The following is a 14,891-nucleotide window of genomic DNA, read 5'->3' as shown; positions in this document are numbered from 1 at the left end:
TTGCTACAGCAAGCTCTTGACGTAAACGTCAATGTCGCTGATGTATTTTTCTATACCTGGAGCATCTTTCTCTTGAATAAGATGTTCCAGCGCTTCACATAACTGCTTGCCGGGTACCAGATTAAGCATGGCAAACACGCCTTTCAGGCGATGGGCCGTTTGGGCTAACGCAGCGAAATCGCTGATAGCCGCCTCAGTATACAACCTCTTAACATCATCCGGTACTGTGTCTACAAAGAGAGCGTAGTAACCACTGGCATGAAGTTCGGCGTTTTCATCTCCGCCGAGGGGGAGTTCCTGGAACCCTTCTTGCGCCAGTTGCTCTTCAATCAGCTCAAGGACAGCTTCCTGCATAGCATTGCTCATATTAAAGTTAACGCGCAGTTGGCCAGGGCCAATTTTCCGCACGCCAGACTCATCATCGCTTAAAAGTAGGCCTGAAGCAGTAAGATTAGACGGATTATCCGTTAAAAAGAGATCATATTCTTGACTATTCAACCGTTCATCGGGCGTGATGCAAGTTGCCCCCCAGTTTTCCAACTGACGTAATACAATGCTACGTACGTCATTTGAGGTGACATCAACCATTACGCAGACGTCATCCAACAGGCGCTCTTCACTATCAGCATGTTGATCGTGCAGCGGCATTTTAACATGGACGATATAACGTGTTCCAAGTTCTTCCCGCGCTTTGATATTAAGGTGTCCGCCAAGCTTACGGGCTAACTGATCGCACAACCAGAACGTCAGAGGGTTGGCTTTGCCATACCGATCGCCCTGCGTGTCATTGATGAACGGGAAATGGAGATTATCAACTTCATTCAATGTGACGCCTTGCCCGGTATCCAGAATGCGGAAGGTCAGGCGTTCAGCCTCTGACTCATCCTGGTCGACTTCCAGCGTGATTTTACCAATCTGCGTGGTGGTTACCGCATATTGGATCAACAGCAGCAAAATACGGCGCAAGGCATCGCGATCGCCACGGCGTTCATCATGGGCGCTAAGGTGATTTTTAATCAGTAGCTGCAGCCCCTTACGCTTAATGGCTGGCAGAACCTCCGGAACTACGTCGTCAATTAATGCCTGCACGGAAAACAGTGTGGATTCACCTTTCCAGGCATCGTTCTCCAGCAGGTTGGCTAGCTGGATTTCGTCCACCATTCGCACCAGAACGTCGGCCTGATTTGCCAGTTTCTGGCTGTCCGGTGTATTGAGCGCGGCGGCATTGGCAGCCAACGTTTTCGCGGGGTCTTTCAGCGCGCTGCCAATATTCTGCATAAAGGCCGCGCGGGCCTGCTGATTTTTCTCATACAGCCGCTGCGCTTGTTTCAGCTTCTTATTGACCAGCACTTCGCGGTCCTGGTCACGAATGATAAAGATCTGCGTTCTCGGGGAGGTCTGGCTGCGAAACAGTCTGATTTCATACAGTTCATTATTGATGGTGGCCTGAATGATTCCCTGATGCTGCTCTGCCATGTTGGTAATGTTTTGCAGATTTAAATGCGGCAGCAGGTGATCGGCAATTTTGTTGCTGATAACCGTACGATTTGCTTCCTGATCGTGTACCAGTAATCCCAGCGGCAGAAGGGAAACAATCTCTTCGTTGATTGCGCGAAGAACGCGCAGTTCATTATTTGCCGCAAGGTTTGGCGCCACTTGGGTGGAACGGACTGGGAGGTGGCGAAAAGTGGTATAGCCAAATAGCGCCAGGGCCAGCAACGCAATGTTCAGCAAAAGCGGTAGCAGAATGCTTTGCAATGTGTCGAGCAGCAATGAGCCAAACGGAACCTGCCATACCAGCCGCATATCCGTTGAGTTTAGCGCCGAAGAGATCTCAATTTTACTGTTGTTGAAATTAATGCTGACGCTGTCAGGCGACTCTTTTTCATTCAGGTGCTCGGTCGTTGAGGTGGCATCAGGTTCCAGATAGAAACTGTCCAGCGGCATACCGGGCGGGATCAAGTCATTAATCGGCAGGTCAAAGGCGACAACCGTTGCCAGATGTCCTGGCTGATTAAAGGTCGTGCGTAGCGTGAAGTAATGCCCGTTCTGCCAGGCCAGACGGCGTAATGAAGAGAAGCTTTCACGTTCATCTAGCGCATTAGCCTGTTGCAGCATCTCAGCGCGCCGGGAATCGACAATATTCCCAATCGTCGATTCTTTAAAACCGGAGGTAAGATCTTTCAGCGGTAACGTCGAGATTAGGATCAGGCTGTTGTCCTGACCATTCAGGTAATACATTGACCATGGGACATTCTCTGCGCCCCACAACGTATCCAGATATGTTGAAATGCGCTGGGTCATTTCCAATGTAGAACTGTCATGCGAGCCGAAAATCAGCGCCTCGGTCTTTCTGCGTGGCTTCTCAAGATAATAGACATCTTGTTTCAGACGCGTTTCCTGCAGCCCTTCTGCACCCGGCGAACTGGTTGAGGCGGCAATATTGTCATAGATTTGCCAGGTCACGTATCGCCAGGTATCGACCCTTTTATGAATGGCATGGGTAATATCGACGATCTGATAGCTCTTATCTTTTAACCAGGTGTTGACGGCGCTCTGGACCATAACACCCATCATCACCAACAGCACAACGATCAGTAATAAGAAGAAACGGGTAATACTTCCTGGCAACAGGGAGAATCGGGTGGAAACCGTTGTGTCAGACTGACTCATTCGTGTTTATGACCTGTTAAACGACGCGAAAGATGAAGGGGCAGTATAAAGGGTAATGTATGAATTACCACACTTACACCGCGCGGCAGAGGTTGCATTTTTTACGCCTCATTTGGTTGCACCCGTGACGGTGCAAAGGTGTACAGTGGATAACGGCGGGTACAAATATTCGTACGGAAAGTATACATTTAGCATTAAATAACAATCAATTATTTGTCAGGCTTATATCTGAGCGCAGTGCTATGAGATAGTTAATAGTCGTTATAGTTTTGCATCGGTAGCACAGAAAGGTAAGTTTTGTGTAAAGAAGGGTAAAAAAAAACCGAACGCTGAGCATTCGGTTGAAATAGGGGTAAACAGACATTCATAAATGAATGACGGTAATAAATAAAGTTAATGATGATAGCGGGTCTATTTTAGTTGCGAGTGAAGATTTTTTTTTGTCATTCAGTGCTATAAGATTTTTTCTTGTAACTTGTTGATTTTAAATAGCATCAATATGATTCTTGATTATTTGTGCTTATTTTGCCTATTTTTTGATTTTAAAAAAGTTCCCTTGTATTAATATTTTGAAACATCTATGCAGATAAATGAAACACCTTAAAAGTTTTAGTATCATATTCGTGTTGGATTATTCTGTGTTTTTGCGGAGAATGAAGTTGCCGACTGGTTAATGACCTTAATCAGTATGCAGTGGCATAAAAAAGCAATAAAGGCATATAACAGAGGGTTAATAACATGAAAGTTAAAGTACTGTCCCTCCTGGTACCAGCACTGCTGGTAGCAGGCGCAGCGAATGCGGCTGAAATTTATAACAAAGACGGCAACAAATTAGACCTGTACGGCAAAGTCGACGGTCTGCACTATTTCTCCAATGACAAAAGCGCTGACGGTGACCAAACCTATATGCGTATCGGCTTCAAAGGCGAAACTCAGGTTAATGACCAACTGACCGGTTACGGCCAGTGGGAATACCAGATTCAGGGTAACTCCGCAGAAAATGAAAACAACGCCTGGACCCGTGTGGCGTTTGCGGGTCTGAAATTCGCAGACGTGGGTTCATTCGACTACGGTCGTAACTACGGCGTAGTTTACGATGTAACGTCCTGGACCGACGTTCTGCCGGAATTCGGCGGCGACACCTACGGTTCTGACAACTTCATGCAGCAGCGTGGTAACGGCTTCGCGACCTACCGTAACACCGACTTCTTCGGTTTGGTTGATGGCCTGAACTTTGCCATTCAGTACCAGGGTAAAAACGGTAGCGTGAGTGGCGAAGACGATACCGGCAGAACTTTCACTGGCGTGACCAACAACGGTCGTGAAGCACTGCGTCAGAATGGCGACGGCGTTGGCGGATCTATCACTTATGATATCGGCGAAGGCTTCTCTCTGGGTACTGCAGTCACCAGTTCCAAACGTACCGACGAACAGAACCGTTTGAACTTCGGTACCGGCGACCGTGCTGAAACCTATACCGGTGGTATTAAATACGACGCGAACAACTTCTACTTTGCAACTCAGTACACTCAGACCTACAACGCAACGCGTGCAGGCTCCCTGGGTTGGGCTAACAAAGCACAGAACTTCGAAGCGGTTGCTCAGTACCAGTTCGACTTCGGTCTGCGTCCGTCCGTGGCTTACCTGCAGTCTAAAGGTAAAGACCTGGGCCGTGGCTATGGCGACGAAGACATCGTGAAATATGTTGATGTTGGCGCGACTTACTACTTCAACAAAAACATGTCCACCTATGTTGATTACAAAATCAACCTGCTGGATGACAATCAGTTCACCCGTGACGCAGGTATCGGTACCGATGATATCGTAGCGCTGGGTCTGGTTTACCAGTTCTAATCTACATTTATTGTTATCAAAGGCCCTGCGGGGCCTTTTTTAATGCTGTTTTTCCGCCGTACAAACAACGATTTTTGGTGTACTCTTGCGCGCGTTCGCATGAGGATAATTACGTATGGAAATGAAATTTTATCGCGCAGCGCTGCTGGCGGTGACGATTTTTTTTGTCGGGTGCGATGAAGCCCCGAAACCTGCTCAGACCACAACGCCAGCCACCGTTCTGGAAGGTAAAACCATGGGCACTTTCTGGCGGGTCAGTGTCGTGGGCGTCGATGCAAAACGCGCCGCAGAACTACAGGTGAAGATCCAGACTCAGCTTGATGCCGATGATCAACTGCTCTCCACTTATAAAAATGACTCTGCATTGATGCGCTTTAACTTATCGAATAGTTTGTCACCATGGCCGGTTAGCGACGCCATGGCGGATATCGTGACCTCGGCGCTACGCATTGGTGCAAAAACCGATGGGGCTATGGATATCACCGTGGGGCCGTTAGTCAACCTGTGGGGCTTTGGCCCGGATCAGCAACCGTTGCATATTCCCACCCAAGGGCAAATTGACGCTGCAAAAGCGCAAACCGGACTTTCACATCTGAAGGTCGTGAATGAAGCGCATCAGAACTACCTGCAAAAAGACTTGCCGGATCTGTATGTGGATCTCTCTACCGTTGGCGAAGGGTACGCCGCCGATCATTTGGCTCGATTAATGGAGCAGGAAGGGATCGCCCGTTATCTGGTTTCAGTTGGCGGCGCGCTAAACAGCCGCGGTATGAATGCTGAAGGGCATCCGTGGCGTGTCGCAATTCAGAAACCGACCGATCGTGAAAACGCGGTGCAGGCGATTGTAGACATTAACGGGCATGGCATTAGCACCTCCGGCAGCTACCGTAACTATTATGAGCTGGATGGCAAGCGTCTTTCCCATGTTATCGATCCGCAAACCGGTCGTCCGATTGAACACAACCTGGTGTCCGTAACGGTCATTGCGCCAACGGCGCTGGAAGCTGACGGCTGGGATACTGGATTGATGGTGCTCGGCCCGGAAAAGGCCAAAGAAGTTGTGCGTCGTGAAGGGCTGGCGGTCTATATGATTATGAAAGAGGGCGAAGGGTTTAACACCTGGATGTCGCCGCAGTTCACAAGCTTTCTGGTCAGCGGAAAAAATTAAAAAGCAAGATTGCGGGTTTTTGTATCCGGCTATGGGGACACACTGACGCTAAGCGCTATGCTTAACAAAGGAGTCCGAAATGAAAAATCGTTTACGCATCACTGACGATGACCGTTGGCAGTCCGTTTTGGCTCGTGACGCCGACGCCGACGGTCATTTTGTTTTTGCCGTCCAGACCACCGGTATTTTCTGCCGTCCGTCCTGTCGGGCAAAACATGCGCTGCGCAAAAATGTCTGCTTTTTCTCTGATGCTCAGCAGGCGCAGGCTGCCGGGTTTCGCCCCTGTAAGCGCTGCCAGCCGGATAAAGACAGCGCGCAACAGCATCGACTGGACAAAATTGCCCGCGCCTACCAGTTGTTGGAGCAAGAGTCACCTCTTACGCTGGACGAGTTGGCACAACAGGTGGCAATGAGCCCGTATCACTTACATCGCTTGTTCAAAGCTACGACAGGCATGACCCCGAAAGCGTGGCAGCAGTCCTGGCGTGCCCGCCGTCTGCGCGATGCTCTGGCGAAAGGTGTTCCGGTTACGCAGGCGATTCTCAACGCCGGATTCCCCGACAGCAGCAGCTATTACCGCAAAGCGGATCAGACATTAGGCATGACCGCAAAGCAATTTCGTAAAGGTGGCGACAACGTTTTTGTACGCTATACCCTCGCAGATTGCGCTCTGGGTCGTTGTCTGGTGGCAGAAAGCGAGCGGGGTATCTGTGCGATCTTACTTGGTGATGATGACGCCACGTTAGTTGCGGATCTGCATGAGCTGTTTCCCGCCGCGCAGGATGTTCCTGCAGATGCCGATTTTCAGCAGCACGTGCGCGAAGTGATCGCCGCGATCAACTCGCGTGATGCGTCGCTATCGCTACCCCTGGATATCCGGGGCACCGCATTTCAGCAGCAGGTGTGGCAGGCGCTGCGCGCAATTCCGTGCGGCGAAACAATGAGCTACCAACAGCTGGCCAGCGCCATCGGCAAACCGAAGGCGGTACGCGCGGTGGCCAGTGCCTGTGGGGCCAACAAACTGGCGATTGTTATACCGTGTCACCGGGTGATCCGTGGTGATGGCGCACTTTCGGGCTACCGATGGGGTATTGCGCGCAAGGCGCAGTTACTGCAACGGGAAACTACTGGCGAGGAAACATAATGCTCGATCTTTTTGCGGATGCTAAACCCTGGCAGGAGCCGCTGGCTTCAGGTGCGGTTATTCTGCGACGTTTCGCTTTTGACTCTGCACCCACTTTACTGCAGGCGATAGCGGCTGTCGCCAGACAGTCGCCGTTTCGTCAGATGGTAACGCCCGGCGGCTATACGATGTCGGTGGCAATGACCAACTGCGGCCATCTGGGCTGGACGACGGATCAGCATGGCTATCTTTATTCTCCGTTTGATCCACTCACCGGCGTGCACTGGCCGCCGCTGCCGGATGCATTTGCTGACCTGTGTCAACAGGCGGCGACGGCGGCGGGCTATGCTGATTTTCAACCCGATGCCTGCCTGATTAACCGCTACACGCCAGGGGCAAAACTGTCCTTACATCAGGATAAAGACGAGCCCGACCTGCGGGCGCCGATTGTCTCTGTATCGCTGGGGCTACCGGCCATCTTTCAATTTGGCGGATTGCGCCGTAATGACCCTTTAAAGCGTTTGCTGCTGGAGCATGGCGATGTCGTGGTGTGGGGCGGTAATTCGCGGCTGTTTTATCATGGGATCCAGCCGCTTAAAACGGGGTATCATCCGTTGACCGGAGACTGTCGTTACAATCTGACGTTTCGTCAGGCAGGTAAAAAAGAATAAAAATAAGAATTATTATTGCTGTCAGCGAAGAGATGTTTAAACTGCGGGCTGTTATTACTTGCCCGGGTTGTTCGCATGGAACTTTTACTTCTTGTCTGGCGGCAGTATCGCTGGCCATTTATCAGCGTGATGGCGCTCAGCCTCGCCAGCGCCGCGTTGGGGATTGGGCTGATTGCGTTTATCAACCAGCGTTTGATTGAAACGGTCGACACCACTCTGATGGTGCTACCGGAGTTTCTTGGCCTGCTGCTGTTATTGATGGCCGTCACCCTCGGTTCACAACTGGCGCTCACCACGCTGGGACACCACTTTGTCTACCGACTGCGTAGCGAATTTATCAAACGGATTCTGGACACCCACGTCGAGCGTATCGAACAGCTTGGCAGCGCCTCGTTGCTGGCGGGTTTAACCAGCGACATCCGCAACATCACCATCGCCTTTGTTCGTCTGCCTGAACTGGTGCAGGGAATTATTCTGACCGTTGGGTCGGCGGCGTATCTGGCGATGCTGTCGACTAAAATGCTGCTGGTGACGGCAATCTGGATGGCAATCACCATCTGGGGCGGATTTGTGCTGGTGGCGCGGGTGTATAAACACATGGCCACCCTGCGTGAAACCGAAGACAAACTGTACAACGATTATCAGACGGTACTGGAAGGGCGCAAAGAGCTGACGCTCAACCGTGAGCGTGCCGAGCATATCTTTAATCAGATGTATGTCCCGGATGCCAAAGAGTACCGTCACCATATTATTCGCGCCGATACTTTCCACCTGAGCGCGGTAAACTGGTCGAACATTATGATGCTGGGCGCCATTGGCCTGGTGTTCTGGATGGCCAACAGTCTGGGATGGGCCGATACTGCCGTGGCGGCGACCTATTCTCTGACCCTGCTATTTCTGCGCACGCCGCTGCTCTCTGCCGTTGGCGCGCTACCGACGCTGCTCACCGCGCAGGTGGCCTTCAACAAGCTGAACAGGTTTGCCCTGGCGCCCTTTAAGGCCGAATTCCCGCGTCCAAATGCGTTTCCGAACTGGCAGACGCTGGAGTTACGTAACGTGGTATTCCACTATCAGGATAACGCCTTCTCCGTTGGACCAGTGAATCTGACGATTCATCGCGGTGAACTGATCTTTCTGATTGGCGGTAACGGTAGCGGGAAATCTACGCTGGCGATGTTACTGACCGGTCTATACCAGCCGCAGTCAGGCGAAATATTGCTTGATGGTAAGGCCGTTGCCGTTGAAAAACCGGAAGACTACCGCAAGCTATTCTCCGCCGTGTTTACTGACGTCTGGCTGTTCGACAAACTGCTGGGGCCGGAAGGTAAAGAGGCTAATCCGCAGTTGGTGGCGAAGTGGCTGGAACATCTGAAGATGGGGCACAAGCTGGAGCTGAGCGATGGCCGTATCCTCAATCTGAAACTGTCGAAAGGGCAGAAGAAACGCGTGGCGCTGCTGCTGGCTCTGGCGGAGGAGCGCGACATCATTCTGCTGGACGAATGGGCTGCCGATCAGGATCCCCATTTCCGCCGGGAGTTCTATCAGGTGCTATTGCCTTTGATGCAGGAAATGGGCAAAACCATTTTCGCCATTAGCCACGACGATCACTATTTTATTCACGCCGATCGTCTGCTGGAAATGCGTAACGGACAGTTGAGTGAACTGCTGGGCGATGAACGTGAAGCCGCCTCGCGTGACGCGGTGGCTCGCACAGCCTGATCCCACGTGCCGCCGGTTTTTTAGCCACCCGGCGGCACTGTTTATTGTTATTTACATAAATCGGCATCATGATTAATGATATTTCATATCATGGATTTATGATTAATGTCCGTAATAAACAAAAACAGCGCCAGGCTGCGTGATGAAGAGCGTGCGCGCCTTATCTGGCTGCTGACCACTGATAAAGCCATTATTTCAACACTGTTGGGCAAGCTTACCCTGGCTGAGCAATATGACGTCGGTACGTTAGCCGACGATATTGCTGAGGTAGGGGCGCTGGTCGCCCACCTGCCGCCTCCCGATTTAGCCGATACCCTCGAAGCATTACCTTCAGAAGAGCGTCACGCCCTGTGGCGACTGGTCGAAAGTGAAAAGCGTGGTAACGTCCTGCTTGAGGCGTCTGAAAACGTCTGGGACGACCTGATCGATGAGATGAGTGACCGCGAAATACTGGATGCGCTGCAATATCTCGATATCGATGAACAGATTTATCTGGTGCAGCATCTCCCGCGTAACCTCACTGGACGGTTGCTGGCGACGTTACCAGCCGAAGAGCGGGCGCGTGTCCGCCAGGTAATGCATTACGAGAAGAATCGCGTCGGCGCGATTATGGAGTTCGAAGTCATCACCGTGCGTCCGGACGTGACGCTGGAAGTGGTGCAACGCTACCTGCGACGGTTGGGCAAAATGCCGGAGAACACCGATAAACTCTTCGTGACCGATCGCAATAAAGTGCTGGTTGGCGAATTGACGCTAACCTGTATTCTGCTCAATGATGTGCAACGCAAAGTCAGCGAGGTGATGGAAGATGACCCGCTCACCTTTTCTCCGGACGATATCGCTGAAAACGCTGCACGTACCTTCGAACGTGACGACCTGGTCAGTGCTGCAGTCGTTGACCCTTCAGGCAAGCTGATGGGCCGCTTAACTATCGATGAGATCGTCGATGTGGTTTATGAAGAAACTGATACCGATTTGCGTCGAATGGGGGGCTTAAGCGCCGGAGAGGATGTGTTTGCGCCCGTTACCAAAGCGGTAAAAACCCGTTGGGCGTGGCTGGCCGTTAACCTCTGTACCGCCTTTATCGCCTCGCGGGTGATCGACGGTTTTGAACATACGATTTCGCAACTGGTGGCGCTGGCCTCGCTGATGCCAATTGTGGCGGGAATTGGCGGCAATACCGGGAATCAAACCATCACCATGATCGTTCGAGCGCTGGCGCTACAAAATATTCAGCCGGGGAACCTGACGTTTTTGATCCTGCGCGAAATGGGCGTGGCAGTGATTAATGGCCTCGTATGGGGCGGAATTATGGGCGGTATTACCTGGTGGCTGTACGATGACATGGCGCTCGGCGGAGTAATGACCCTGGCGATGATGCTTAATTTGTTGATGGCAGCATTAATGGGGGTCATCATTCCGATGACGATGGTGAAGCTCGGGCGCGACCCGGCGGTCGGCTCGAGCGTCATGATTACGGCTATCACCGATACCGGGGGATTCTTTATTTTTCTCGGTCTGGCAACGCTGTTTCTGATGTAGTCGCGCGTTTGCCTCTGACGATACGCGGCAGAATGAGCATTGCAATCACCCCGGCAACCACGCCAATCGCCAGGTTGCCGGTGGACACCGTGGCAGCGACGGTCATCAGCATCACCAGCGTTTCAGTGACGGGGAGTTTCCTCAGCGTGGCGGGCTGGATGCTGTGCCAACTGAAGGTTTTTACCGCCACAATCACCATAATTCCCGCCAGCACCGACATGGGTATTTCTGCCATCACTTCGCTTAACCCAGTGACTAACAGTAGTAATATCAGTCCGGCGGCAACCGTCGAGACGCGGCTGCGTCCTTTGCCCATCTCGACGTTAACGATGGTTTGACCAATCATCGCGCACCCGGCGATGCCGCCATAAAACCCGGCCAGAATATTGGCTATCCCCAGCCCGGCACTCTCGCGATTTTTATTCGACGGCGTCACCGTCAGGTCATCCACCAGACGGGCGGTTAACAGTGACTCCATCAAACCAACAAAAGCGATACTCAGCGCGCAGGGCCAGATAATTGCCAGCGTTTGCAGGTTGAGCGGAACCAACAACTGGGTGAAACCCGGCAGGCCGCCGCTCATCGAACCTTCGTCACCGACGGTCGGTAACAGTTGCCCACTGGTGACAGTGAACACGGTCAGCAGCACGATGGCGATAAGCGGTGCGGGGATTGCTTTAATAAACCGCGGAGCCCACAGCACAATCAGCAGCGTCAGGACAAACAGCCCCCAGATGAGCGGGCTTTTCCCCCAGAAATGAGGGACCTGGGCAAAGAAAATCAAAATACCTAGTGCGTTGACAAATCCGGTCATCACGGCCGTAGGGATGAATCGCATCAGACGTGCCATTCCCAATACACCAAACAGGATTTGAATCATTCCGGCCAGCACCACTGCAGGCAGGATGTATTGCACGCCGTGTTGATGCACCATCGGACCAATCACCAGCGCAACCGATCCTGCAGCGGCGGTAACCATTGCGGGACGACCACCTAAAAAGGACATCGCCAGGCACAGTACGACGGAGGCGATCAGACTGACTTTAGGATCAACGCCTGCGATAACGGAAAACGAAATCACTTCCGGGATCAGCGCCAGGGCGGTTACCACACCGGCCAGTGTTTCGCGAACCAGCAGACGGGGTTGGCGGAGCACGGCACGGGTCGCGTTTTCCGCGACTGCGACAGAGGAATGTTGAGTTGCAGACATAGTTACACTCAGGTCAAAAATGGCCTGATACAGCAGACCGACAGGCATCCGTGCGGTGAATAGCAAAGCGCAGCATAGTACCCGTCTGACGGACTGGTTTCCAGAAATGATTGTCAATAACCATATAAACTATCAACGTATTAATAACATTTTTAATAATTAAATATAATTTATAAACAATATTTAATTATTTTTACTTAAGTGTTACCGTTGATACCGCTCGATTTTCACCTGCATTAAAAGCAAAAAAGCGATACTAAAAGTAAGGCATTAACATTATGAAAAAAGTGACTGCCATGCTCTTCACCATGGCTGTAGGGCTGAATGTTGTCTCGATGGCGGCAAAAGCGAAAGCGGCGGAAGAGCAGGAAACGGATGTACTGTTGATTGGCGGCGGCATCATGAGCGCCACGCTGGGAACCTATTTACAGGAGCTGGAGCCGCAATGGTCAATGACCATGGTTGAGCGACTGGATGGTGTAGCGCAGGAAAGCTCAAATGGCTGGAATAACGCCGGAACGGGACACTCCGCACTGATGGAGCTGAACTACACGCCTAAAAAGGCAGACGGTAGCATCAGCATTGAAAAGGCAGTCGACATTAACGAAGCCTTCCAGATTTCCCGCCAGTTTTGGGCATATCAGGTTAATAATGGCGTGATGCATGAACCACGCTCGTTTATCACTACCGTTCCGCACATGAGTTTTGTCTGGGGTGACGAGAACGTCAACTTCCTGCGTGCCCGTTACGCCGCATTGCAACAGAGCACGTTATTCCGCGGTATGCGTTATTCTGAAGATCACGCGCAGATTAAAGAGTGGGCGCCGCTGGTCATGGAAGGTCGTGATCCAAAACAGAAAGTCGCAGCAACGCGTACCGAGATTGGTACTGACGTGAACTACGGCGAAATCACGCGCCAGTTGATTACCTCATTGCAGAAAAAGCCCAACTTTGCGCTGCAGTTGAGCACCGAAGTGCGCGGTTTTAAGCGTAATGCCGACAATAGCTGGACGGTCACGGTCGCCGATCTGAAAAATAACGAAGCGGAACATGATATCAAGGCGAAGTTTGTCTTTATCGGTGCCGGTGGCGCTGCGCTGAAGCTGTTGCAGGAAACCGACATTCCGGAAGCGAAAGGCTATGCCGGATTCCCGGTGGGCGGGCAGTTCCTGGTTGCGGACAATCCGGACGTAGTCAACCGCCACCTGGCGAAAGTGTACGGTCAGGCCTCCGTTGGCGCGCCGCCGATGTCCGTACCGCACATCGACACGCGTATCCTTGATGGCAAGCGCGTTGTGCTGTTTGGGCCATTCGCGACATTCTCCACCAAGTTCCTGAAAAACGGTTCATTGTGGGATCTGCTCAGCTCGACCACCACGTCGAACTTTATGCCGATGGTCAACGTGGGTCTGGATAACTTCGATCTGGTGAAATATCTGGTGAGCCAGGTGATGCTCAGCGACGACGACCGTTTTGCTGCGCTGCAAGAGTACTATCCGCAGGCGAAAAAAGAAGACTGGCGTTTATGGCAGGCGGGCCAGCGTGTGCAGATCATCAAAAGCGATGCGGAGAAGGGCGGCGTGTTGCGTCTGGGTACTGAAGTCGTCAGCGATAAAGAAGGCACGATTGCTGCGCTGCTGGGAGCTTCTCCGGGCGCATCAACCGCGGCACCGATCATGCTGCATCTGATGGAAAAAGTGTTTAAAGATAAAGTGGCCAGCCCCGAGTGGCAGGCGAAGCTGAAAACCATCATTCCGTCTTATGGTACTAAGCTGAACGGTAACGTTGAGGCTACCGAACAAGAGTTGCAGTACACCAGTGAGGTTCTGGGTCTGAAATATGACAAGCCGCAGGTTGCTGATGAAGCACCGAAACCACAGCTGAAACCTCAGGCACAACCGCAGCCTGAACAGAAAGCCGTCGCGGATATCGCACTGTAAATACAATGCCGGATGGCGCTGCGCTTATCCGGCCTGTTTTATGCGTTTGTAGGCCGGATAAGGCGGTACGCCGCCATCCGGCACATCCTGACTTAGCGCGCGACTGCGTCCTGAATTTTATCTTCTGCTTTCCAGATACGGTATTTAACGTCCACGTTTTCCGGGGTGTAGACCACAATCGGCAGCTTGCTGTTGTAACGGAGCATGCCGTCATCACCCAGATACGCAGTAATGAATTTCTTCTCTTTCTTACCGTCCGGGCAGGCCATCATGGTTGAAACCGGAGATGTGACTTTGTCGAAGACGTAGTAGTCATATCCCCAACCTTCCAGCGTTTTGCTGTCCAGTTCGCCGCCAAGGCGGTGTTGGTTGCAGTCAACTTCCAGCGTTTGTCCGATCAGCAGTTCTACTTTCAGAGTAGATTCATCTTTCTCAGGGGTAAGCTGGATAACCTGGCGCTTCATACCCTTTTCCGCCTTAGGATAAGGGGCGACTTTTTCCAGCGGCTGAGCGCCGGTATCGTTACTGGCGGCCCACGCAGAGGTGCTGGCAAAGGCGGCGAAAAGTACGGCAGGGACAATTGTCTTCATCTTATTGTTCACAGTGTTTCCTTTCTTCTGTCTTATGAACGAGTCTGTAGCAGGTTAACATATTTAGATAATCTATTAATCTGAGTTTACTTATATTTAAGGTGTATTAGATAGGGCTTTACTATCAATATAGCGATATATTCCAGGAATCATCCTAATGTTGAAATCTTTATCTTTTTGAATGAGTCGCTATATACGTTGTTATATAACTCATTGAAATGTGAGCAAAAGCGCATTTTTTCCCGCCAACTCAACACTCCTTTGATCCGGCAACAGCATTTACCCCAATTGGGGTATGCACCTCTAACACATCCTGAAATATCTTACGGCTAAAAATAACTACTCATAAATAGTGCAGTTTTTTTATGTCGTTCAACCCGCCGAGGGAGGGCGTCATTATG

Annotated in this window: 10 protein-coding genes; 7 read left to right on the top strand and 3 right to left on the bottom strand. The window is 51.5% G+C overall.

The features are described 5' to 3' along the window. Positions 1–3 precede the first annotated feature (3 nt). A complete protein-coding gene (rcsD, locus tag OGV74_RS14745; RefSeq protein ID WP_086504360.1) occupies positions 4–2,673 on the bottom strand; it encodes a phosphotransferase RcsD in 2,670 nt (889 codons plus the stop codon). A 738-nt stretch (positions 2,674–3,411) separates the two neighbouring features. Between rcsD and OGV74_RS14740 the strand changes: the two genes are divergently transcribed. The 6 genes from OGV74_RS14740 to mgtE all read left to right on the top strand — a co-directional run bounded on the left by OGV74_RS14740 (position 3,412) and on the right by mgtE (position 10,750). After that, a complete protein-coding gene (locus OGV74_RS14740) occupies positions 3,412–4,527 on the top strand; it encodes a porin OmpC (protein WP_086504359.1) in 1,116 nt (371 codons plus the stop codon). A 115-nt stretch (positions 4,528–4,642) separates the two neighbouring features. Beyond that, positions 4,643–5,695 (top strand): FAD:protein FMN transferase ApbE, encoded by a 1,053-nt coding sequence (apbE, locus tag OGV74_RS14735; RefSeq protein WP_086504358.1) that lies wholly within the window; start codon positions 4,643–4,645, stop codon positions 5,693–5,695. A 79-nt stretch (positions 5,696–5,774) separates the two neighbouring features. Further along, entirely contained in the window at positions 5,775–6,839 is a 1,065-nt protein-coding gene (gene ada / locus OGV74_RS14730; protein WP_286521031.1) for a bifunctional DNA-binding transcriptional regulator/O6-methylguanine-DNA methyltransferase Ada, read from the top strand. Next, on the top strand, positions 6,839–7,489 hold the full coding sequence (gene alkB, locus OGV74_RS14725; RefSeq protein WP_003027582.1) for a DNA oxidative demethylase AlkB: 651 nt from the start codon (positions 6,839–6,841) through the stop codon (positions 7,487–7,489). Before ada ends, alkB begins: the two co-directional genes overlap by 1 nt. Before the next feature lie 75 nt (positions 7,490–7,564). Next, on the top strand, positions 7,565–9,208 hold the full coding sequence (locus OGV74_RS14720) for a multidrug ABC transporter permease/ATP-binding protein (protein WP_003027580.1): 1,644 nt from the start codon (positions 7,565–7,567) through the stop codon (positions 9,206–9,208). A 105-nt stretch (positions 9,209–9,313) separates the two neighbouring features. After that, entirely contained in the window at positions 9,314–10,750 is a 1,437-nt protein-coding gene (gene mgtE, locus OGV74_RS14715; RefSeq protein WP_003027576.1) for a magnesium transporter, read from the top strand. Here mgtE and OGV74_RS14710 read toward each other — a convergent pair. Beyond that, positions 10,713–11,960 carry a SulP family inorganic anion transporter gene (locus OGV74_RS14710; RefSeq protein ID WP_086504965.1) on the bottom strand — a complete coding sequence of 416 codons (1,248 nt, stop codon included), beginning with the start codon at positions 11,958–11,960 and terminating at the stop codon, positions 10,713–10,715. The genes mgtE and OGV74_RS14710 overlap by 38 nt on opposite strands. A 278-nt stretch (positions 11,961–12,238) precedes the next feature. Here OGV74_RS14710 and mqo point away from each other — a divergent pair, with 278 nt between their 5' ends. Further along, positions 12,239–13,900, top strand: a complete 1,662-nt coding sequence (mqo, locus tag OGV74_RS14705) for a malate dehydrogenase (quinone) (RefSeq protein ID WP_016150680.1) — start codon at positions 12,239–12,241, stop codon at positions 13,898–13,900. 92 nt (positions 13,901–13,992) lie between these two features. Here the strand turns inward: mqo and eco are convergent, their stop codons facing one another. After that, positions 13,993–14,490 carry a serine protease inhibitor ecotin gene (eco, locus tag OGV74_RS14700; protein WP_032950908.1) on the bottom strand — a complete coding sequence of 166 codons (498 nt, stop codon included), beginning with the start codon at positions 14,488–14,490 and terminating at the stop codon, positions 13,993–13,995. Positions 14,491–14,891: the final 401 nt, after the last annotated feature.

Origin of the sequence: Citrobacter sp. Cf116 (assembly GCF_030336505.1) — a bacterium.
Lineage (GTDB): Bacteria > Pseudomonadota > Gammaproteobacteria > Enterobacterales > Enterobacteriaceae > Citrobacter > Citrobacter freundii.
The sequence above is the reverse complement of the archived record's forward strand: the minus strand, read 5'-3'. Positions and strand labels throughout refer to the sequence as shown.